The 21,263-nt window shown below is 41.3% G+C and carries 19 protein-coding genes; 14 read left to right on the top strand and 5 right to left on the bottom strand.

Going from position 1 to position 21,263, the window contains the following annotated elements; all coding sequences use genetic code 11:
* The first annotated feature begins 400 nt into the window (after positions 1–400).
* From RSJ42_RS14100 to RSJ42_RS14070, 7 genes are all read left to right on the top strand, one after another.
* Positions 401–2,098 (top strand): type II/IV secretion system ATPase subunit, encoded by a 1,698-nt coding sequence (locus tag RSJ42_RS14100; RefSeq protein ID WP_410510378.1) that lies wholly within the window; start codon positions 401–403, stop codon positions 2,096–2,098.
* 11 nt (positions 2,099–2,109) lie between these two features.
* Positions 2,110–4,059, top strand: a complete 1,950-nt coding sequence (locus RSJ42_RS14095) for a type II secretion system F family protein (protein ID WP_410507903.1) — start codon at positions 2,110–2,112, stop codon at positions 4,057–4,059.
* A 109-nt stretch (positions 4,060–4,168) separates the two neighbouring features.
* Positions 4,169–4,786 (top strand): hypothetical protein, encoded by a 618-nt coding sequence (locus RSJ42_RS14090; RefSeq protein ID WP_410507902.1) that lies wholly within the window; start codon positions 4,169–4,171, stop codon positions 4,784–4,786.
* Positions 4,787–4,967: 181 nt separating this feature from the next.
* Positions 4,968–6,956: a cation:proton antiporter gene (locus RSJ42_RS14085; protein WP_410507901.1), complete on the top strand. Its 1,989-nt coding sequence runs from the start codon at positions 4,968–4,970 to the stop codon at positions 6,954–6,956.
* A gap of 344 nt (positions 6,957–7,300) precedes the next feature.
* Positions 7,301–7,996 carry a DUF1538 domain-containing protein gene (locus RSJ42_RS14080; protein WP_410507900.1) on the top strand — a complete coding sequence of 232 codons (696 nt, stop codon included), beginning with the start codon at positions 7,301–7,303 and terminating at the stop codon, positions 7,994–7,996.
* Positions 7,993–8,721, top strand: coding sequence for a DUF1538 domain-containing protein (locus tag RSJ42_RS14075; protein ID WP_410507899.1), 729 nt, complete (start codon positions 7,993–7,995; stop codon positions 8,719–8,721). The genes RSJ42_RS14080 and RSJ42_RS14075 overlap by 4 nt, the downstream gene beginning before the upstream one ends.
* A complete protein-coding gene (locus RSJ42_RS14070) occupies positions 8,711–9,070 on the top strand; it encodes a P-II family nitrogen regulator (protein ID WP_410507898.1) in 360 nt (119 codons plus the stop codon). Before RSJ42_RS14075 ends, RSJ42_RS14070 begins: the two co-directional genes overlap by 11 nt.
* 218 nt (positions 9,071–9,288) lie before the next feature.
* On the opposite strand, the gene RSJ42_RS14065 is transcribed toward RSJ42_RS14070, so the two are convergent.
* On the bottom strand, positions 9,289–11,313 hold the full coding sequence (locus RSJ42_RS14065; protein ID WP_410507897.1) for a cation:proton antiporter: 2,025 nt from the start codon (positions 11,311–11,313) through the stop codon (positions 9,289–9,291).
* A gap of 845 nt (positions 11,314–12,158) precedes the next feature.
* Here RSJ42_RS14065 and RSJ42_RS14060 point away from each other — a divergent pair.
* The 6 genes from RSJ42_RS14060 (at position 12,159) to RSJ42_RS14035 (ending at position 16,010) form a co-directional block, all read left to right on the top strand.
* A complete protein-coding gene (locus tag RSJ42_RS14060) occupies positions 12,159–12,944 on the top strand; it encodes a hypothetical protein (protein ID WP_410507896.1) in 786 nt (261 codons plus the stop codon).
* A 2-nt stretch (positions 12,945–12,946) separates the two neighbouring features.
* Positions 12,947–14,044: a hypothetical protein gene (locus RSJ42_RS14055; RefSeq protein WP_410507895.1), complete on the top strand. Its 1,098-nt coding sequence runs from the start codon at positions 12,947–12,949 to the stop codon at positions 14,042–14,044.
* 279 nt (positions 14,045–14,323) lie between these two features.
* Complete coding sequence (locus RSJ42_RS14050; RefSeq protein WP_410507894.1) at positions 14,324–14,707, top strand: DUF2178 domain-containing protein; 384 nt, start codon at positions 14,324–14,326, stop codon at positions 14,705–14,707.
* Position 14,708: 1 nt separating this feature from the next.
* Positions 14,709–14,912 (top strand): helix-turn-helix transcriptional regulator, encoded by a 204-nt coding sequence (locus RSJ42_RS14045; RefSeq protein ID WP_410507893.1) that lies wholly within the window; start codon positions 14,709–14,711, stop codon positions 14,910–14,912.
* A gap of 531 nt (positions 14,913–15,443) precedes the next feature.
* Complete coding sequence (locus RSJ42_RS14040; RefSeq protein ID WP_410507892.1) at positions 15,444–15,623, top strand: MM0924 family protein; 180 nt, start codon at positions 15,444–15,446, stop codon at positions 15,621–15,623.
* 210 nt (positions 15,624–15,833) lie between these two features.
* Entirely contained in the window at positions 15,834–16,010 is a 177-nt protein-coding gene (locus tag RSJ42_RS14035) for an MM0924 family protein (protein WP_410510377.1), read from the top strand.
* Positions 16,011–16,319: 309 nt separating this feature from the next.
* Here RSJ42_RS14035 and speB read toward each other — a convergent pair whose 3' ends face one another.
* The 3 genes from speB to RSJ42_RS14020 form a co-directional block, all read right to left on the bottom strand.
* Complete coding sequence (gene speB / locus RSJ42_RS14030; protein ID WP_410507891.1) at positions 16,320–17,195, bottom strand: agmatinase; 876 nt, start codon at positions 17,193–17,195, stop codon at positions 16,320–16,322.
* A 77-nt stretch (positions 17,196–17,272) separates the two neighbouring features.
* A complete protein-coding gene (locus tag RSJ42_RS14025; RefSeq protein ID WP_410507890.1) occupies positions 17,273–17,659 on the bottom strand; it encodes a translation initiation factor IF-5A in 387 nt (128 codons plus the stop codon).
* A gap of 447 nt (positions 17,660–18,106) precedes the next feature.
* Positions 18,107–19,825: an aldehyde ferredoxin oxidoreductase family protein gene (locus RSJ42_RS14020; protein WP_410507889.1), complete on the bottom strand. Its 1,719-nt coding sequence runs from the start codon at positions 19,823–19,825 to the stop codon at positions 18,107–18,109.
* Between the two features lie 145 nt (positions 19,826–19,970).
* Between RSJ42_RS14020 and RSJ42_RS14015 the strand changes: the two genes are divergently transcribed.
* Positions 19,971–20,408 carry an NUDIX hydrolase gene (locus tag RSJ42_RS14015; RefSeq protein WP_410507888.1) on the top strand — a complete coding sequence of 146 codons (438 nt, stop codon included), beginning with the start codon at positions 19,971–19,973 and terminating at the stop codon, positions 20,406–20,408.
* 20 nt (positions 20,409–20,428) lie between these two features.
* Here the strand turns inward: RSJ42_RS14015 and RSJ42_RS14010 are convergent, their stop codons facing one another.
* A complete protein-coding gene (locus RSJ42_RS14010) occupies positions 20,429–21,160 on the bottom strand; it encodes a matrixin family metalloprotease (protein ID WP_410507887.1) in 732 nt (243 codons plus the stop codon).
* Between the last annotated feature and the right edge of the window lie 103 nt (positions 21,161–21,263).

Here is a 21,263-nt window from a genome sequence, read left to right as displayed (position 1 = left end):
TCTCGAAACTGTTCAATTTGAGAGCTTTTCTCCGGAAACTGAAGCCGGGAAGAATTCAAGGTCTGAAGTTATACCTGAGCCTCCTCTTGTCGCAGGAGAACCCGACACTGAAAAAATAGTCTCAACCGAGGAAAGTATAGCTTCTGAAACAAAACCTGCCGCTTCTATGGAAGTTGCCCCCGAAAAGAAAGTTGAACTTGTTCCTGAAACTGAAAACAAAGGTATTTTTCCTCCTCCGACCGGCCCTCAAAGTGAGGAACATACAGACAGGAAAGGTGGGATAGGGGAATTAAAGAGTTCCCAGGGGACGAAAGAAGGGAAAAAAGCCCAGGCCCATGGTAAACCTAAAAAACCTGCCCAGAAGGCGAAAATTAAAAAAAAGCCCGGGTTCGCCGGAAATATGAGGGATCTAACCCGCGACTTAATGGGGATCAAAGAGGGCGAAAAATTAAGTGATAAGCTCAAAGAGTTCTTTGAGGAAGTAAAGACTCCGGAAGGGGCAAAAACGAAATTTGCGGAAGTAATCCGGAGTTTGAAGGATGAAGAAATAAGGGTTCTTCCTCCTTATGATCCTGAAACCTGCGGTCCGCTCCTTGAATATAAAATTCCTGCCGGATTTTCCGAAATCGAACGCTACTGGGTAGAAGAGCCTTATGCTTTTATCAGCATAATTGAAAACAGGGAAATGAAATATTATTATGTTGTTGACCCCACCCTGACCACTTATGAAAAGGCTATTCTTGAAAGGGTCAGGAACAATCTGGAAGACGTTCTTACTCAGGAGGATATGATTGCCGGAAAAGAGAAAGACGTTATTCTTATAAACAGGGCTATGCGGCTTCTTGATCAGTACTACAGTACACTTGAAGTTTCCTCAATTCATAAGATAGTATATTTCCTCCGCAGGAATTTCATCGGATATGAAAGGATAAATCCGCTGATTCATGACCCGAATATTGAGGATATTTCCTGTTCCGGTATCGAGATTCCTATTTATCTTTACCACAGAAAGCACAACAACATCGTAACCAACATTCACTTTGGAGAGAAAGAACTTGACTCACTGGTTGTCAAGCTCTGCCAGAGGAGCGGTAAACACATTTCCATAGGAGAGCCAATTGTAGATGCAACCCTTCCTGACGGGTCCAGAATTCAGGCAACTCTCGGAAAAGAGGTTACAACAAGGGGAAGTTCTTACACTATCCGTAAGTTCAAAGGGGACCCGATAACTCCTGTTGACCTGATGAGGTATGGCACATGCAGTATAGAGATGATGGCTTACTACTGGATTGCCATTGAAAATAATATCAGTGTACTTTTTGCAGGCGGAACCGCTTCGGGCAAGACCTCTCTTATGAATGCGATTTCTCTTTTCATCCCCAGGCTGTCAAAAGTGGTATCCATTGAAGATACAAGGGAGATTATGCTCCACCACGAAAACTGGATTGCAGGCGCAACAAGGAAATCATTCACTGTAGGAGGGACAGGAGAGGTTTCTATGTACGAGCTCCTGAAAGCTGCATTGAGGCAGCGTCCTGAGTATATTCTGGTGGGCGAAGTCCGTGGTAAAGAGGCTCTTACCCTTTTCCAGGCAATGTCAACAGGGCATACCACCTATTCAACAATGCATGCAAGCGATGTGCAAACCGTGGTCAACAGGCTTGAAAATGAGCCTATCAATGTCCCGCACGTAATGATGCAGGCACTTGGTATCATCTGCATCCAGATGCAGACCTATGTCAATGAGACCAGGGTGAGAAGGACAAAAACAATTGTGGAAATCACGGGTCTTGACGCGAGGTCAGGAAGCCTCAGGATCAATGAACTTTATCGCTGGGAGCCGGTGCATGACAACTTCAAGCGGGCAGGGGATTCCTATGTACTCAATGAGATTATGAAAGCGAGAGGCTGGAGCCCTGATAAGCTCTTTATCGAGTTTAAAAACAGGGAACAGATCCTCGCCTATCTTGCAGCAAAACAGATTCGTGATTACGTGAGCGTTTCTCTTATAGTACATATGTATGCTACAAACCCGCAGCTTGTCATGGAAGCAGTTGGAAACGGTACCTTGCGGGATATGGTCTCACACCACAGTTAATGGGGGCATCCATGAGCGTTATAACCACCGTGGCATTCAGGATCTTCGGAGAGAAAATTCTTGAGAGGGAAGAAAAGTTTGCCCTCTTCAGAATAAAGCTTCGTCAGGCTCAGATCCCCCTGCCTGTAGAACAATATGTTTCAACCGCAATTTTATTTTCCCTGCTTACGGGAATTTTTGGCGGGCTTGTGGGCCTGGTTGTCGGAAGATATCTTTTCAGAGGGGTTACTCCTGAAAGCATTGTTTCAGCATTTGGTATCTCTCACAGGGTGACAAGGGCAGTTGAGACTCCCACATTTATTGAATCCCATCTTCCCATAATCCTCACGGTAATGGGTGGGCTCATTCTCTTTTCGATAATTGCCGCTTTTACCTACGGGCTTATCATGGCATACCCGCCTATGAAAGCTGACAGCAGGAAGCGAGCTATTAATGCAACAATGCCTCATGCGACAGCTTTTCTCTATGTCATGCAGAGAGGCGGAGGCATGACTATTTATGAGATTATGAAATCGCTTTCAAAGTATTCTCATCTTTACGGAACCACTTCCCGAGAATTCGGAAATATTGTCCGGGATATTGAATATTTTGGAAAAGACCTTCAGGATTCCCTCTGGGATGCTGCTGACAGGACTCCTTCCGAGCAGTTCAAAGACCTTGTTGACGGCCTTATTTCTATAGTCTCCAGCGGTGGAGATATCACTCTTTACCTGAAAAACAAGACTGATGTTTATAAATCGAATGCAAATAAAGAACACAAACGTTTCCTTGAGACTCTCGGGCTCCTTGCAGAGGTTTATATCACGGTATTCGTTGTAGGCCCTCTTTTCCTTATGGTTATCCTTGTAGTTATGAATATGATCGACAATGGAGGACCTACTCAACTCTATATACTTGTATACGGGGCAATTCCTTTTGGAACCATGATTTTTCTAATCTTTCTGGATATGCTTACAGGGGATGCGGAAAAAATGCCTGAAGAAAAAATCTCTGCAACCAGGCCGGATTCTTTCAGCGATGTCAGAGTAAGGCCAGCTACAGAGGAAGATGAAGAACTTCTCCAGAAAATGGAATTCTTCGAAAAGTTCTCCAGGATAAAAAATGTGCTCCTGCACCCCATAAGGGCTATGCTTGACAGGCCTGTATATGCTTTTATAGTAAGTGCCCCTGTTGCACTGGGATATTTTGTTTCGGCTTACCTGAAGCATGGGCCGTATAATAGCGGGTTTGTTGAGACTGCATCTATTCTTGATGACTATATTTATGCAACTATTCTAATCTTATTCATCCCCTACATAATCTTTCACGAACTCGAAGTCCGGAGGATCAGGCAGATTGAGGATCAGGTCCCTGAATTCCTTAAAAGGCTTGCAAGTATCAACGGTACGGGAATTTTGCTTGCGGACGCGATTGCTATTACAGCACAGTCAAACATGGGCAGGCTTAAATCAGAAATTAAAGCTACAGTTGCGGATATCCGCTGGAACTCAAATCTCGTAGAGGCCCTGAAGCGTTTTGAAGCAAGAATACGGACTAACATGACCAGGCGCAGCCTGACGCTCATTGCCAAAGCAAGTGAATCCACTGGAGACATCCATCAGGTTATCAGCACGGTTGCAGATGATGCCGATATTGAGAAAAACCTTAACAAAGAGCGTTCTGCAGAGATGTTCATTTACGTATTCATCATCTTCATAACCTTCTGCGTTTTCCTGGTAATAGTATATGTGCTTGCTGCGTTTTTCCTTCCTGCCCTTGACGGTTCCAGCAACCCGGCAATGTCTATGGGAGGTTTTAACCTGGAGGAGTATACCCTTCTCTTCTTCCATGCAGCCATTCTGCAGGGGTTCGGCTCAGGGCTGGTCGCTGGTAAGATGGGCTCGGCAAACATTTCCTCAGGGCTCAAGCATTCCCTTGCTATGGTGACGGTTTCTTACATACTGTTCGTCGTGTTCATTTGAAATCCCGTTTGAGGCTAAGCCTTCGGATTTTCCCCCGAAGGTTATGCCCAAATTTTAATTTAACTTTTTAATCCGTATCTTTTATAAGATTAGCCTGACTTCTGGAATTATGTCCGAAAATCCAGTAATAAAAAAAATAATCCTGGTTATGCTTGTTTTTGCAGTTCTCCTCTTTTCATTTTACGTTATGGATTTCAAAACGGCACGAAGTGAGACGCAGGCAAATTCAGTGGTCAGTTCTTATTCCTCAGGTAATCCAGAACTTGACTTTTCTGGCCGCATTTTCCTTTATATCGAAGGCGAAGATTCTCTCACAATGGATTTGAAAGAAAAACTTAGAAATGATCTTGAAGCAGCAGGCGCAGAAGTTATATCCGTGAGCAGGATTGATGAAAACTATGACTCTCAAGCTCTTCTGGTGAATATAAGCAAAGATAACTGGCTGTACACACCTGTTTATGCTTCCTCAGATCTGAATATAGTATTTTTTTACACTTCTACCGGAAAGGATACGAAATATTTTGAACAATTCAAAGAAGGAAACAAAAGCGTTGTCTTTATAAATGATAATCCAATGCAAGGGAAAAAATTGATGGATGGAGAAATCAAAATGCAGGACTATACACGAGGGCTTGTTTCTTTAAAAGCTTACAAAAAACATCTTGCAGCCGAAATTTCCGAAGAAATAGTGAAACAGCTTCAGGCACAGTTCCAGCAGAGCCTTTAACTTATCCGCCAGTATTCCGGGGATATTTTAATTTTTCTATTTTTTGGGATTAATGTGACTGCCTGTTTATAACCGTCTGAGATAACTAGCATTTGTGACCGCTTAATCCCAATTTTTCAGCTTTTTTCTGACCTGTGCAAGTGGATGAAATTTATATCATTTGAAAATTAAATATCTGTTAATGGCATCTCATCTCCTAACCGACCTCCTTATAATCTTCGCGCTTTCTATTCCCGTAGTTTTCACCTTCTCAAAGCTGAAGATAGCTCCGCTTGTAGGTTTTTTGCTCGTTGGCATCCTTGCTGGACCTTTTGGTTTGGGCCTGGTCCAGGACATGTATAATATCGAAACACTGGCTGAAATCGGAGTCATACTTCTGCTTTTTACCATAGGAATTGAGTTTTCCCTGCGTGAACTTCTGCAGCTTCGCAGAATTGTAGTCTTTGGAGGAGGGTTGCAGCTTTTTATAACTACTCTTGCTGCGGCTTCTATTTTCCTCTTTTTTGGAATTTCCAGAGAAACTGCAATTTTCCTCGGACTCCTGGTGGCATTGAGCAGCACGGCAATCGTCCTTAAAATCTTGCAGGAAAAAGGGGAAATCTACAGCCTTCACGGGCGGACTTCCCTGGGGATACTGATCTTTCAGGACGTAGCTGCAGTAATGATAATTCTCCTGATCCCTCTCCTTGCAGGAACTCAGGGAACGGATAAATCTTTCTTGGAACTTCTACTTCAGGGACTCGGGCTCATACTGTTTACAATTTTTAGCGCCAGGTATGCAGTCCCTTTTATTATGTTCCAGGTAGCAAAGACACGTAACAGCGAACTTTTTCTCCTGAGCGTTGTGGCAATAGGACTCTCTGTTGCCTGGCTGACTTCTATGGTCGGCCTTTCTCTGGCTCTTGGGGCTTTTCTTGCCGGCCTGATCATCTCAGAGTCCGAATATTCTATCCAGGCGCTCGGGAACTTAATCCCATTCAGGGATATGTTCATGAGCATTTTCTTCATTTCAATGGGGATGCTTCTTGACCTGGGCGTATTAAGCGAACATTTGCCCTTTATACTGGCTGCAACTCTTGGAGTACTGATTTTGAAAGCTGCAGCAAATTCCCTTAGCACTTTTCTCATAGGTTTCCCTTTGCATACTATGATCCTGGTTGGTTTTTCCCTCTCTCAGGTTGGGGAATTTTCCCTGATTCTTGCGAAGGTAGGTTTTACTAATGGGCTGATAACTTCTGGAGTTTATCAGGAGTTTCTCGATATCGCCGTAATTTCCATGGTGCTCACTCCTTTCATAATGAGTATGGGATATCGGACTACATCTTTAGCCGAGTCTCTTCCCTTGCCTTCAATAGTAAAAACCGGATGGTACAGGCGTTTTAAGGAGCATACATCTCAAGATGCACCTGAAAACCATGTGATTGTGATCGGCTTCGGAGTAAACGGGAGAAATGTCGCAGCAGCTGCAAAGTCATCTTCTATTCCCTACCGGATAATCGAGATCAATCCTGAGACAGTCCGGCAGGAAAAACAGAAAGGAGAACATATCCTTTATGGAGATGCTGCCCAGAAAGCCGTTCTGGAACATGCAGGTATCCGGGCTGCAAAATCGGTTGTTGTGACTGCAGGAGACCCGGTGAGTGCCAGGAGAGTTATTGAAGCTGCCAGGCGGCTGAACCCTGAAGTCCATATTATTGCCAGGACACATTTCCTTAGTGAACTGGACAAATTTTATTCCGCCGGGGCGGACGAGGTTATTTCGGATGAGTTTGAGAGCTCAATAGAAATTTTCACAAGAGTGCTCCACAGGTATCTGGTCCCTTCAAGTGAAATCAATTCTCTGGGCTCAACCTTACGCTCCGACCATTACAGGATGCTCCGTAGCCCTGATATTCCACGGAAAAAATTCTGCGACCTGGCTCTCGATTTTGCAGATGTGGAAATAAGGAGTATCAGGGTTGGGAAACTTTCCAGGACGGCAGGAACAACCATTGGATATCTTAATGTCAGGAAAAAATATGGAGCCTCCATACTTGCAATTTCCAGGCACCATAAACTAATCCCGGGGCCACAGGCTGAAACTGAGATCCATGCAGATGATATCCTGCTTGTAATCAGCCCACCGGAAAAGCTTGATGAAGTTAAGAAGCTTTTTGAAGATCAGGCTTGATAAGATCTTTATGTCTTAATATTTTTGAGACATCTTCATTTTAACATTTTTGTAGAATGATGTTAACGATATACAATTTTTATGAAAATACGAACCCTGAATACAGGATAATACGAATATTTACTTATATTAGTATGTAAAATTATTAATACTATCATGATTACTAGTATACATAAAATGCATCTTAATCTACTCTTATGCATTGTGGGGCGTAAATTGAAATCTCAAAACCTACTGGTAATAGATCAGATTTCAACTGTGTCCGCTGATTAAATACTTCTTACCATCTTCCACTTCTTACCGTTCGTATACTACCTTACATTATCAATCTGGTGGACCATTTTATGATGCGTGATATTAAACAAACCTTTCTGGAAGTAGTCCAGGCAATATTTCCTCTAACGCTGGCAGTAATATTATTGATGCTTGTATTTGTTGGAGTAAGTTTGAAAGATCTTATTCCCTTTCTCTTTTATACAGTACTGGCCACATTGGGGATGGCTTTTTTCTTAACCGGGGTTAAAATGAGTATGCTCCCAATAGGTGATGCAATTGGAGCTGAGTTACCCAAGCATAATTCACTGATATTTATTGCAGTAATAGTATTTTTGCTCTCATTTTTTGTAGCCGTGGCAGAACCCAACGTAAGTGTTTTAATTGGATTAATTGATTCGACTTTACAGGGCGGCATAGACAACAATTTATTGATTCTCTCCATAGCTTTCGGAGTAGGTTTCCTTATGGTTATTTCCGTCATGAGGATAATCCTTGGGACTCATATCAGATATCTATTTGCAGCAATTTATTCAATTATACTCATACTGTCCTTTTTCATACCTTCTGATTACCTTGCAATTGCTTATGATGCTGGAAGCGTGACTACAGGCGCTATGATTATACCTGTTCTTATGGGCCTTGGAATCGGTATGGCTTCAGTATTGCAGGATAGATCTGAGCTTGACGGTTTTGGGCTTATCGGCTTAGCGACTACAGGTCCGATACTGAGTCTTATGCTATTACTGGGGGTTCTATTTTCATGAGTACGGAGGGTGCAGGAATTTTACTTGTATTTTTTGAAGTTATTCAATCAATTGCTCCTCTAATTATTTTCTTTACATTATTCCAGGTGCTATATTTAAAGTTGCCATCTTCACAGTTAATTAAGCTTTATACCGGATTGGCATTCACTGCATTCGGTATGATATTGTTTCTTTATGGTGTTAACAACGGCTTTCTCCCTGCCGGAGCTATAATAGGAGAATACTTTGGGGAGTCCGGAAAAACTCTTTTAATTCCTCTTGGTTTCATCCTGGGTCTGCTTGCTACCCTGGCAGAACCTTCTGTAAGAGTACTATGTTACCAGGTTGAGGAATCTTCCAATGGTTCTATTAGATCAGATCTTATGCTTTACCTGCTTTCTTTTGCAGTCGCTACTTTGGCTGCCATTACAATGGCTAAAATCGTATATAGAATTCCATTTATATACATAATAATTCCATCTTATTTATTTGTCCTTGTCTTGTTGTCGTTTTGTGACAAAGACTTTATAGGCATTGCTTTCGATGCAGGTGGTGCTGTAACAGGTCCCATGGCTGTATCTTTCATGATGTCTATAGCTGTGGGAGTAGCTACAGCCTATGAGGGTGCAGATCCTGTAGCAGACGGTTTCGGCCTTATAGCAATGATAGCACTTGCACCTATTATCTTTGTTATGCTGCTGGGCGTTTATATGAAATTTATTGGAGGTAAAAATAATGTCAGATGAAGGAGATTTTGTATTAATTGTAACAATTATCAAAAAAGGCTGGGGCGATGAAGTAGTCAAGGCTTCCAGAAAAGCTGGTGCTCAGGGGGGTACGATCCTATTTGGACGCGGTACGGGTATACATGAGAATAAAAGTATTCTTGGCTTGATGATTGAACCTGAAAAGGAAATCGTGCTCACAATTGCCGAGTCAGAAATAGCAGATAATATCCTGAAATCTATTACTGAGGCGGTAAAACTAGATGAGCCCGGAACAGGTGTAGGATTTATAGTTCCTCTCGATAAGGTGTTCGGTATTACTCGTTATTTCTGTGAGATCCACGAGAAGTCTCAGAAAAGCCTGAAATAATAAAAATGTATTTAGGTCTGTGGTTATCTTTCTGATAAGCATTAATGATTGAGCTGATCCCAGGACTTGAAAACTATCTCTATGAAAATCCGATTGTAATAGCTATCGAGGTTCCAATTATTAAGTTAGCTTTCTAAGCAGCTTTCAAATCTTTATCGATAAATGAATAAATTTAGTTTTGGGATCGTCTCAGTTTTTTCCTGACAAGAAAGCATTACTTATCGATGGACACCTTCAAATAACTTTCTGACATTTATTAAATTTTCAGCTTTTCCTAGAAGAACACATGCATCTTTTGCCTTTAGGAAGAAATCTCCACATGGTGTATAAACTGTTTCCGAGCCTCTCTGAATTGAAAGCACAGTAACTCCGTATTTTTTTCTAATCTCCAGGTCTGCAAGTGTCTTCCCTTCAAAAATTGAACCGTTTCCTACTTTTAGCACCTGAATATCTATATCCCGAAGGCCTTCTTTTATGTTGAATCCACTGTTAGTTACTGTATTCTCAACAGAGAGCTTTCTCATCATCCTGTACCCATTGGCCCTTATATTATTCACCAGTTTTTCTATATCCTCCTGCGGAACCAGATATTTTTCCAGCATGCGGACAAAAATTTCTACCGAGGTTTCGTATTGTTCCGGAATTATTTCATCTGCACCAAGAGCGTTAAGCTTTTTCATTTCTTGCAGGTCTCTTACCTTGGCAATTACACATATACTCGGATTCAATTCTTTTGCTCTTTCAACTATTTTTCTTGTAGCCTCTGCGTCGGAGATGCCTACTACAATAATTCTTGCATATTTTATTCCTGCATATTCAAGTACAGTTTCAAGGGTTGCATCCCCATATTTTATTTTTTCTCCCTTCCCCTTTTCCTGCTTAATAATCTCAGGATTTGTCTCCAGAATAACATAAGGAATACCTGCAGCCTTTGCAGCTTTTGATATCGTCTTCCCTGAAAAGCCAAATCCAACTATTATCACGTGGTCTTTTATCTCTGGCTCTACATCTTTTTCTTCTTCAATATACCCGGATAATCCACGTACAAGTTTCATGCCAAAAATCGTTTCTGAAGCCTTTTTGACAATGAAATCCGCAGGCTTATAAGAAGCGGCGATCAAGAAGGGTGTAACTCCCATAGTAAGGATGGAGACAGCCAGAATTGCCTGGTAAGTTTCTGCTGTCAAAAGATAATATTCCAATCCTAAGCTGGAAAGAACAAAAGATAATTCTCCTATCTGTGAAAGTGCGATTCCCGTTAATATAGTTGTACGGAGAGGGTATCCCAGGAGAAAAGTCGTAACAACTCCAGCAATTGATTTCAGGATAAGGATGACGATTGTTCCAAGAATAAGTACAGGAAGATTGTCGATCAGATAATTGATATCAAGAAGCATGCCCACAGACACGAAGAAAAAACTCATGAACATGTCTTTTATTGGTAAAATATTGCCCATTGCCTGATGGTTGTAAGAAGATCCTGAAATTACGGTCCCGGCTAAAAAGGCTCCGAGAGCCAGGGATAACCCTATGCTATAGGTAAAAACAGCTGCTGATAAACATATGAATATTACACTGACCATAAATAACTGTTTACTGCCGGTTCTGCCTACATGGTAAAATATCCAGGGGACCACAACTTTAGCGCTCAGGATAAAAACCAGAATAATGAGGGAGCCTTTGAGAAATATACTTGAAAGTGCCCCATCAAAACTCACAGAATTTCCTGCAAGCATTGGAGTCATCAGGATCATTGGTACGATAGTCAGATCCTGAAATATTAGAACCGCAAGTGAGGTTTTCCCATGAGGAGTAAATACTTCGTTTCTATCCTGAAGAACTTTAAGTACTACTGCAGTACTGCTGTGTGAAAGTAAGATACAACCTATAAAGATAGAGGTTGCATGACCGAATCCCAGAGCTGAGCAGGCAATAAAAATCAAAATTGTTGTGAAGACAAGGTGAAGAGTCCCTCCCATCATAACGTCTTTTTTCATTTTCCAGAGGTCACCTAAAGAAAGATCAACCCCTATAGTGAAAAGCAGAAAAATCATACCGAGCTCTGAGTTTAAGTCTACTAAATCATGCCCCCCGTTTAGAATACCAAGCCCATAAGGTCCTATAAGTATTCCGGTTACAAGAAAACCAAGTACAGGAGGAAATTCAAATCTGTAGAATATAGTGAGAATTAGAATGGCAAAACCAAGAATAACATCGACGTGCGCCAGTACAGAGAGATCCATTTCGTTTTACTTCTCCTGGAAGATTCAAGAGTAAATCTTATTGTTGATTTACAAATATTTCATGCAGACTTTTAGAAACTGGAAATCAGAAAAAGTATGAAGAGACAGATGCAAAATATGGCCTCAACATATCTTAAAAAATTATCATCCATAACGTTAATTGCATCATCTTCTTATATAAAATATTCGTATAGTTTCTTTGAAATTTGCTGGTAATTCCATTTTTGCTTAGGGCCAAGTCGTGCTGAAAATTTGTATAATATATTGGTAGACTAATTATGTAAGCATTAATATGTTTCCAAAGATATTTGTAATTGCAGATCACTGACAGGATCACTGATATAATTTAACTCTTGAACTTTTAGTTATTAGACTGTAAATTTATTCTCTATTCTTTGGCTGTTATCCCTCGCGACATCATGCAATTTTTCTGCTCTAAGAGGTGTTTACCTTATATTAGTAGAGGTAGGTTTTAACAGTAATATGTATTATCTTATGTTAATCTCTTTTTTATGGGGTCACTTCCAAAGTTTAATTGTAAGTTATATTCCCTTCTACTTCTTACTTTTCTTCCAAAATACTGATTTCTTGATGATCCCTATATTATTTTTTCTTTCTGTTTCTTATATTTTCTTTTAACTTTTTCATTATCAATTACGTTTGTTCATCTCTTTTACTGGGCATTGCACTCCGTAGGAGTTTCTTCTTCATTTGCAATTCTTTGGCAATCTTGAGTAATCCATTTCTTTATCTTATTATATTACTGTATTTTTAATTTTGCATAGTATCTTTGTAAAAAAAACAAAAGACTTTTATATTTATCTGTATTCTTATTAGTGGTGTCAATGAAATCCAAATTAAGCCAATATTTTGCATCGATGGCGCTGCTGTCCGGTTTTCTTTTGGCGCTAACAGGCATTGTTTATGCTCTTTCAGTAAATCTTACCAGAATGTCCGATCCCGGAGAGATAGCCATCACTTATGGATTCATCGGTTTTGGTTTAGCTCTTATCCTTACGGGTATCAACCTGATGGTAAAGAATCCGAGAGAATATCACCTGCATATTGTAGGAGCAGGGCTTGCCCTTAACTGCACAGGGATTGTAGCTTTTCTTGCACTTTACCCTCAGGGCTATCCTGTGTGGGTATACCCCAATGTTACCTTTGTGGCAGTTGTATATGCTGCGGGTGCCTGCTTGCTTGCAGGAAACGCTTTTGCAAATACAGTTTTAACTCAGATTGAAGAGAGAGCAAGACAAATTTCTGAAATAGAGTCTGAAAAGATAAAAAGTCACAGTGAAGATGAAATTGAGCGGGAAGTTCAGAGAACTCTTGAGAATTCTCTTACGGGAAAAGATGGTTTTTCCAAGTTTAACCTGGCGTTGAAAGACACGGAATACGATTTTATTCTCGGAAAGGGACTCCAGGAGTCAGAGAAGAAGATCATTGTTCATGATGATATTCCTGAAGTTGAAAACCTCAGATTTGCCAGTACAGGCAAGCTTGAGGCTCTCGATGATGGACTTGATTCAGCTTCATTGCTACTTGCCCGGGCTACAAGCACGCCTCCTGCGGGCAAACAAACCAGAGGAATATTCAGCAGTAAAACGAAACTTTTTAGGAGACATTAAAAATGGCTAAAGGCCTCGACGTAGGAACCATGAATATCATATGTGCGACAAAAGGAAGCGGTTCGATTTCCTTTTCTCAGCAGAGAAACGCATTTCTTGAGATGGAATCAAATGACCTGACAAAGCAGATGCTTGATAATGGAAGGGTGCTGTACACTCAGAGAGGAAATATCATTAACGTTCTTGGAGAAGATGCCTTCAAATTCTCAAATGTATTTAACAAGCATATCCGAAGGCCCATGAAGCAGGGAATTATAAGCCCTGATGAAAAAGACTCCATTCCGATGATCAAACTCATTATTGAGAGAGTACTCGGGCTCCCTGAAAAGAAAGATGAACTTCTGTACATTTCTGTTCCTGCAAATCCTGTGGATAACCAGCTCAATGTGCTTTACCACTCAAAAACCGTGGAAGCCCTTGCTACCAAGCTCGGGTATTCTACCTGCCCTATTGACGAAGGACTTTCAGTCGTGTATTCGGAACTCAGTGAGTCCAATTTCACAGGCATCGGGATAAGTGTAGGCGCAGGCATGACAAATGTAACTGTAGCTTATATGGCAACTCCTATAGTTTCCTTCAGCATTGCCCGTGGAGGGGACTGGATTGATGAACAGGTCTCAACTGCCACGGGACTGGCAAAAGAAAGAATCACCTCTATTAAGGAAACAGACTTCTCGCTGTGTGCAGAACATGAAATCGGGAGCGTCCAGGGCGCACTTTCTGTTTACTACGATGCTCTCCTGACATATGTCCTGCAGCATCTCAAGCGCAAACTCTCCGAAACTGCTCCGCCCGATGCGGAATTCCAGGTAGCAATAGCCGGCGGAAGCACCAGAGCTAAAGGTTTTGTAGAATTGTTTGAGAAAAGGCTCAGGGAAACTGATCTGCCTATAAGGATTTCGGGCGTCAAAAAGAGTCGGTTTAACACGGCAGGAACAGACTCGAAGGACCCTATCTATTCAATTGCCAGAGGATGCCTTATCGCGGCTCTATCAAAGGAAGCAAGTCTTGCACCGGCTCCCTCTCCTTCACCAGAATCCAGCAGCTCAAAATACTCTCCTCATAAGCCCGAACCTGTAATAGTTTCTAATAAAGGCTGAAAGAGTAAAACTTATATCAGTATATTACAAGGAGGGTAAAAACCCTTCTTCAATTATTTTTTCTTAAAACTTAATCTTCAAATTATTTTTTCCAGATTTTCGATCTTCTTTTTACGCCGACATCTATAAATAATGTATCGTACATTCTACTTAATGTAAAGTAAACATTACATTTTGTATGTTTGGTGTGACTATATGTCTCGAATTATTTACCTGGACGAATCCAGTTTATAGCAATTTGTAATGCAGATATAACTAAGGTATGCGAGGAGTTTTTAGATGAAACGAAAGGAATTCAGGATAATTTCTCTTCTGACTGTAATGGTTATGGGAGCCGTGGTGGGTTTTTCGGTTTCGATAGGAAATCCGGTACTGGCAGTAGGTGTTGTGCTTGCAGGCATGGCAGTTATGTACAATTTGAAAAACAGAATGGAAGGTGTAGTTGAAGATGAAAGAATTCATCAGGTAAGCCAGAAGGCTTCGCGCGTTACTCTCCAGATATTTGCACAGGGCTTTGCCCTTGGAGCTGCAGTTCTCATAGCTATGAGGGATACCTATCCAGGATACACCGATCTTGGTTTTTTCATGGCATATGCGAGCTGCGGGGTTATTGTGCTTTACTCCCTGTTTTACAAATACTATAACAGGGAATATGGTGGCTGAGATGAAAAACAATATTAAAGTTTACAGGGCAATCCATAATCTTACTCAGGAGAACCTTGCTGATAAAGTGGGGGTAACAAGGCAGACGATAAATGCCATTGAGAAAGGAAAATATGACCCTTCTCTCGATCTTGCTTTCAAGCTTGCCAGACTTTTTAACACGAATATCGAAGACATCTTTCTCTATGAAGGAAGTCGGAGTTAAAAACCGCTCTCAAAGGGCTCACTCAATTATTTATTTTTAATTTATTTACTTATTTATTTTTTTAATTTATTTTTATTCTTCTATTTTTTATTTTCTTCTCGGAAGCGATAATGATTATTTATTATTGTAGTGATTATTTCATTACATTGCACTATTTTTTTATGCTCTTTCGTATTCAAACTTTCTCACATTTTTCTCCAGCTAAACTTAGCTTTCCTTTTCTCCTTTACGCAAATAAACCTGAAGTAAAAAGTATATTTTTGTGATTTTATTTTTTATAAAACCGCTTTCTGCCAGAGTAGTACAATTTCAGCGCGTAAGCTAGTTTTCTTAGTTAAGGTTAAAGCCGCTGCAGCAGGAAAATCAAGATTAGTTTTTAAATAAATTTATAAGGAATAAGCAGGTAGTTAAACACAGATGCCTGTTTCTTATATTAAGCTGGAAAACGGATGTTTAAAATAACGATATACAGGTACAGGAAAATAAAGAAAATCAGTTCTCAAGACAAAAGATCAAAGGAGTAGCAAAATTATGATGCAATCTTTTATAGTAGAGCACTACCTCGAGAGTGCTGTAGACGTTTACTGTGGTGGGCCGGATATTTTCAGGGGAGTCATAAAAGCATGTGCAGATAATGTACTTACCCTCGAAAATGAAGGGAAACTGACACACATAGCCATTGATAAGATTATAGCTCTGTGGGCCCAGTAAGATTTGAAATTGTAGATTTAAATAAATTACAGGGATCAATTGGGGCAGTAAAGGATATTTTTATTCTTTTCTGAGCCCCGTATCTCTGGATAATTCTCTGGCTGAGAGATTAGCCCGAACTTTTTGTCCAGCCAGGTTTTTTTCCTGCTTCTGGGATGGAAGCGGATATTTATTCAGAGGCGGGACATGAAATACACTGAGGTGCAAGGAATGCAGTCTTTTATAGTGGAACATCATCTTGGCGAAGTTGTGGACGTCTACTGTGGAGGTCCCGACGTTTTTAATGGAAAGGTGGAAGCCTGCGCAGACAATGTACTCACTCTTAAAACGAACGGAAAATATACGCACATAGCAATTGATAAAATCATAGCTCTCTGGCGTGCATAATCTGAGAAAAAGAGTGTAATTGAGTCAAGCATTTGAGTCAAGCATTTGAGCTAAGTGTTTGAGTTAAGTGTTTGAGTTAAGTGTTTGAGTTAAGTGTTTGAATTCGGTATTTTTGAATGGGCTGGCAAATAGAGCAGTTGAATAAATGAGCATATAGGGGAAAATCCATTGATGGAATTATTTCTTTCCCTCCTTTTCTCTAAAAAAACTGAAACTGCTCTATCAGTGGCAGTCATCTGTGAGTTTTATAATGACCGTTTTCTTTATTCATTTTAAAAATTTTTCTTTATGCATTATATCTTGATTGCATTATATCTTGATGCAGCTTTTTGCATGCGATGCAATAAACTCTCTCATAAGTTTTGCTCCAAGCATTGCTGTTTGTCCTGAATCGTATTCCGGAGCAATCTCCACAATATCAAAAGCCATCGAGTAAGGGGCAAGGGTTCTTATTGCAGTCCTGACGTCTCTGGCACTCAGCCCGAAAGGCTCGGGTGTGCCCAGCCCTGGAGCGTAAGCTGGATCTATCGCATCCATATCAAGGGAAAGGTATAGCTGGCTGCAGTCCAGCCATTCAATGACTTCTTTAAGCACTTCTACCATGCCTATAGATTCGACATCATCTGCCGTATAGTATTTCAGTTTGCTCTCCCTTGCAAAAACCCATTCTTCTTCCGGTCCGCTTCTCACACCAATAGAAACAAGATTACTGGTCACATTCTCCAGGATATTCCGGGATACGCAGGCATGGTTGTGCTTGAACCCTCTGTACTCCTGCCTGAGGTCGAAATGGGCATCAAGGACAAGAACTCCAAAGTCGTCCCCTGCGAACTCAGCACAGGCCTTTACGGTAGAGTAGGTCAGCGAATGCTCGCCTCCGAGCATAATAGGAAGCTTTCCATCGTTCAGCAGAACTTTTACCTCTTCGTAAAGATCCCGGAGGGTCTCATCAACCGAAGCTGAGGTCTCCAGATTTCCGGCATCATAAATTGGAAGGTCTACAAGGTCTATATCGAAGGCCGGGTTATAGCTCTCAAAGTTTGCAGAAACCTGCCTCATAGCGTCCGGAGCCCAGCGGCTGCCTGCGCGGTATGAAGAAGTATTGTCAAAAGGCACGCCGAAAATAACATAGCGTGAAGATTCATAGTCTGCGAGAGCATCTATAAAGGAATTGGGTAAAAACATATTCTTACCTGATATAAATTATTTAATTAAAAAAAGAGCTCAGGTTTATTAACCTGAGTTTTTGCTGTTTTAAAGGTTTATGTCCTTATATCGAGTTTGACCTTTCCGAGGGCTGTGATATAGGATACCTCTTCACCTTCTTTTACCCTGTCCTTTAAATCTTCAGGGATTACGATTTCAAAGGTTGAGAAATCTCCCATATCCATGAGCTGGGCAATGTTCCCGGTGATTGAGATGATCTGAGCACTCTTCCTTTCTACAATCGGGACATAAATTTTATTTGCAACGGAACCTATATAGGAACGCTTCTGGCCGTCAAAAAGGCCTATAGCTTCTACTCTTGCTTTTGCAGCTCCGTGTTTCCCGGGTTTGGACTTGGTGATGCTTTTTATAACACATGCTTCGTCGTCAATAATTACGTATTTCCCTTCTTTAAGGTCTTTAACTTCTACCTGCTGTTTCATGATGATTCTCCCTTAAGGTTTATGTTATGATATCTGTAATAAGCTGTAAACGTCACACCGGATTTGATCGAAGGTTTTTCAATGTCAATTCCGGCAAAGTGGTATAAGAAGGCTTTTCTAATTTTTAAGCCTGTCTACTCCTTTATCCATACTTAGCTGATTACACTGTATAGAAAAACTGGAAAGTAGTTACTACCTGAACGCCTGTACAACCTCACAGGTCGAGACTAATACGATTAATTATCCTAGAGTATATAACGCTTATGCGAGATTTTGATTTTCCGGGCACAATTTCAGAGAAATCATCCCGAAAAATTGAGCAATTATATCGATTTGGAAGGGGCATTAAGTATTAAAATGGTAAATCTGCCTATCCGGATTAATCCAGATGGATCTGTTCCGCGAGATTTGCGCTACATACAAAACCCCTGGCTGATCTTCAATTTTTCAATATTCGATTCCCAGTTCCTTGAGTTTTTCCATACGGGGCACTCCGCTTTTATCCCAGCCCCGATAGTGATAATACTCCTGAAGAGCTGCCTCAAACTCACTCCTTTTGATTCCGTTTACTTTCTCTACACTGTTCGTTTCGAACAGCCTTTCCGGAAGAGTATCATCTTTTTGAGAGCAACCTGCTTTCAGATTATAAATTCTCTCCAGATTCCAGATCCTTTCTCCTGCTTTCAGGAGTTCTGCAGGTGTTATTTTTATCCCGGCTCCGGAATGTAATAAGGATGAACAGAGCTCTTCATTAACTGCAAAAACCGAAAATGGGCAGAGTGCAAGGGAATCCAGTGCAGCAGTCAGGTTTTCAAAGACCTGCAGGATTCCGGCTTTTCCTTTGAGGCTGAAGCGGTCAAGGATCAAAGGCTTTCCGAGGACTTCCGGTCCTACCATGAAGGCTGTAAGATAATCCCCCCCGTGGCAGGAGATTGCGTAAGCAAGAGACTGTCCTTTAATTCCCCTGGGGTCAAAACCTGCAAGTTCAAGCCCTTTTACATCCATACTCAGATCTTCTCTCTTCTGGCCCGAGAGGTATTTTCTTGAGCCTTCTCCGGTTTTATTTCCTTCTCCTATTTCTTCAAGCAAGTCTTCAAGCTCTCCGGCTTCTATTTTCTCTGATCTTAGTTCTGCTAAAGCTCCCAGTAAGGAACCTGCAGAAACAGGGTCAAGACCGTAATCTTTGCAGATCCTGTCTGCCAGGAGTACGGAATTAAAGTTCGGGTTCTCCAGGTTAAACCCGAAAGCCCATAGAGAATCATAATCCGGGAGAATCTGCCCTGTTTTTTTTATCCTCCGTTTACAGCTCAGAGGGCAGGCAGGACAGCTCTCCTTCTTGAGCTCAAAACTGGCTTTTATATACTCCCCTGAGAACAGGTCGGCAAAAGGAGTCCCTCTCAAGGAAAAGTTCCTGCAGGGGATGAGGTCCATATAGTTGAGAAGCTTTACAAATGCAGGAGTGCCGTAATTTGAAAGCCCTTTGGAGAGCACAGGATTTGCCTCGAAAAGTTTCAGCATTTTCGTTCTGAGCTGTTCGAAGTTTTCCGGGCTGGCTGGTAAGAGTTCTTTTTCTCCTTTTACAACCACTGCTTTCAGCAGCTTTGAGCCTGCAATTGCTCCAATTCCTCCCCTCCCGCTGTGGATGGAATCAATAACAAAAGAAGAAATAAGAACTTTGTTTTCTCCTGCCCTGCCTATGCAGGCTACACTTCCTTTATCTTTCAGGGCCTCAGTACATGCTTCTGTATTTTTTCCCCAGAGCTTTTCCGCATGTTCGATTTTTATCTTATCTCCTTTTATCTCCACGACAGAAGGCATCTTTGCTTTTCCGGTAATCACAAGGGCATCTATTTCAGCCCTCTTCAATTCTCTACCAAAGCCTCCGCCTGCATTCCAGCTGAAAACCGTGCCCGTCAGAGGGGATTTCGATGTAATAACTACCTCTGAAGACATGGGGGCAATACCCGTAAGAGGTCCCGTAGTGAAAATAAGAGGATTAACCGGGCTAAGCGGATCAATATCAGGTTCTGCCATCTCGGAAAGCAGTTTTACTCCGAGCCCTCTCCCACCAGGGTATCCGAGAATTAAGTTTTCGTCAGTCTCAATGATATTTACTGATTCCGAGCTGAGGTTCACATATACTGTTTTTCCTGTCAGGTAAGCCATATCAAATCCCCTTTTCAAATCTCTTTATCCTTTCTGGATTTATTCCTGATGCTCCAGCAATGGAAGTACTTATTAATTCGAATCCAGGCCGTGAAAATCTTGAAAGAGCCAGTCTTTAAGAGAAATAAATCTTAGATAATATTACATGAATCTGGAGAAACCTTATGTTATTTCTGTATATGCCCTTCTCCGGAATGAGAAAGGAGAATTCCTGCTGCTCAGGCGTTCGGAAAATTCCCGCACCAACCCGGGAAAATGGGATCTTCCGGGCGGGAAGGTAAATCCGGATGAGTCACTTAAAGAAGGGATTGTGCGTGAGGTATGGGAGGAAACCGGAATTTCAATTGTCCCCGGAGATATTGCAGGGGAAGTAAACTTTGAGCTCCCGGAGAAAAAAGTTATTGCTATTGTATTCGATGGGGGATATATTGTCGCTGATGTTAAGTTGAGTTATGAACACATGGCATATACCTGGTTTTCCTTTGAAAAAATTATTGAAATGGAGGAGCTTCCTGATTATTTCAAAGATTTCTTTGGAAGGTTTGCCAGTGAGAATAAAAAAACTTCTGGATTGCCTTTTTAATCCGGGGACCACTCTCTTTTTCATTTGAAATACTTATCTTCAAGTTTTTTCCTTTTTCTTCTGCTATTCTGCCAGCTTATCCCCAGGAGCAGCAGAACTGCAAGAGCCAGAATACCTGCTGCGCGTATTAAGTCCCCGTACTTGCTCCACAATATCGGATTTATATTATCCCTCATTTCATGTTTGGGATACATTATATCCCTCGGGTTGTCACTGTGCCCGAGTCCGAGAGCATGCCCGAGTTCATGCTTTGAAATGCTGAGCATTGTTGCATCTCCATACTGGCGCCATGCCTTGCCCTGATAGTTTCCAACTTCAAGTACTATATCCACTTTAACGAAATGGTCTCCGGATATCCTTGGCCTTGCGTAGCCTGCCACGCCCGATGGGACACCTTCGACATTCTCCAGGTTTTCAACCCAGCGTATCGTGATGTCAGCTTCTTCCGAGTCAACGATCTCAAAAACAGGCATATAATCGAGGTTTCCGTTTCCTCCCTCTTCCCAGTATTCAAGCGCTTTTTCTATCTGTTCATAATATGTAGGACTATAATGGGGTGGAAGGTCTTTCTCGTTTATATATACTGTAATGGGAGAATGATCCCAGGGGTTATCAAGAATTTTTTCTGAATCTTCCCCGTAAGCTGCGGAAACGGCAGGAGTGAAAACTACCGCCAGCAGAAAAATGAAGGATAAAGCTACTAAATGCGTACTTTTCTGATTTATGAAAATGAGCCCCCGTCTGGAAATCATTTATTTGAACTTTTTTTCAGGTTGTCCTGTGTAAGGGAGACTTTAAGTCTGAGCGGATTTTGTATTTTACGAGCCAGGTTAAGTAAAGACTGAAAGTTTCTTT

Origin of the sequence: Methanosarcina hadiensis (assembly GCF_046529725.1) — an archaeon.
Classification (GTDB): Archaea; Halobacteriota; Methanosarcinia; order Methanosarcinales; family Methanosarcinaceae; genus Methanosarcina; species Methanosarcina hadiensis.
Note: the sequence above shows the minus strand (reverse complement) of the source record. Positions and strands in the feature narration are given on the sequence as shown.

What these genes read in the sequence shown, in the direction of transcription:
- RSJ42_RS14075 (WP_410507899.1), top strand. Translation starts at nt 7,993, where the DNA reads ATGAGTACGGAGGGTGCAGGAATTTTACTTGTATTTTTTGAAGTTATT.
- RSJ42_RS14080 (WP_410507900.1), top strand. Translation starts at nt 7,301, where the DNA reads ATGATGCGTGATATTAAACAAACCTTTCTGGAAGTAGTCCAGGCAATA.
- RSJ42_RS14045 (WP_410507893.1), top strand. Translation starts at nt 14,709, where the DNA reads ATGAAAAACAATATTAAAGTTTACAGGGCAATCCATAATCTTACTCAG.
- RSJ42_RS14015 (WP_410507888.1), top strand. Translation starts at nt 19,971, where the DNA reads ATGAATCTGGAGAAACCTTATGTTATTTCTGTATATGCCCTTCTCCGG.
- RSJ42_RS14050 (WP_410507894.1), top strand. Translation starts at nt 14,324, where the DNA reads ATGAAACGAAAGGAATTCAGGATAATTTCTCTTCTGACTGTAATGGTT.
- RSJ42_RS14055 (WP_410507895.1), top strand. Translation starts at nt 12,947, where the DNA reads ATGGCTAAAGGCCTCGACGTAGGAACCATGAATATCATATGTGCGACA.
- RSJ42_RS14100 (WP_410510378.1), top strand. Translation starts at nt 401, where the DNA reads ATGAGGGATCTAACCCGCGACTTAATGGGGATCAAAGAGGGCGAAAAA.
- RSJ42_RS14095 (WP_410507903.1), top strand. Translation starts at nt 2,110, where the DNA reads ATGAGCGTTATAACCACCGTGGCATTCAGGATCTTCGGAGAGAAAATT.
- RSJ42_RS14020 (WP_410507889.1), bottom strand. Translation starts at nt 19,825, where the DNA reads ATGGCTTACCTGACAGGAAAAACAGTATATGTGAACCTCAGCTCGGAA.
- RSJ42_RS14085 (WP_410507901.1), top strand. Translation starts at nt 4,968, where the DNA reads ATGGCATCTCATCTCCTAACCGACCTCCTTATAATCTTCGCGCTTTCT.
- RSJ42_RS14025 (WP_410507890.1), bottom strand. Translation starts at nt 17,659, where the DNA reads ATGAAACAGCAGGTAGAAGTTAAAGACCTTAAAGAAGGGAAATACGTA.
- RSJ42_RS14090 (WP_410507902.1), top strand. Translation starts at nt 4,169, where the DNA reads ATGTCCGAAAATCCAGTAATAAAAAAAATAATCCTGGTTATGCTTGTT.
- RSJ42_RS14070 (WP_410507898.1), top strand. Translation starts at nt 8,711, where the DNA reads ATGTCAGATGAAGGAGATTTTGTATTAATTGTAACAATTATCAAAAAA.
- RSJ42_RS14060 (WP_410507896.1), top strand. Translation starts at nt 12,159, where the DNA reads ATGAAATCCAAATTAAGCCAATATTTTGCATCGATGGCGCTGCTGTCC.
- RSJ42_RS14040 (WP_410507892.1), top strand. Translation starts at nt 15,444, where the DNA reads ATGATGCAATCTTTTATAGTAGAGCACTACCTCGAGAGTGCTGTAGAC.
- RSJ42_RS14010 (WP_410507887.1), bottom strand. Translation starts at nt 21,160, where the DNA reads ATGATTTCCAGACGGGGGCTCATTTTCATAAATCAGAAAAGTACGCAT.
- RSJ42_RS14035 (WP_410510377.1), top strand. Translation starts at nt 15,834, where the DNA reads ATGCAGTCTTTTATAGTGGAACATCATCTTGGCGAAGTTGTGGACGTC.
- speB (WP_410507891.1), bottom strand. Translation starts at nt 17,195, where the DNA reads ATGTTTTTACCCAATTCCTTTATAGATGCTCTCGCAGACTATGAATCT.
- RSJ42_RS14065 (WP_410507897.1), bottom strand. Translation starts at nt 11,313, where the DNA reads ATGGATCTCTCTGTACTGGCGCACGTCGATGTTATTCTTGGTTTTGCC.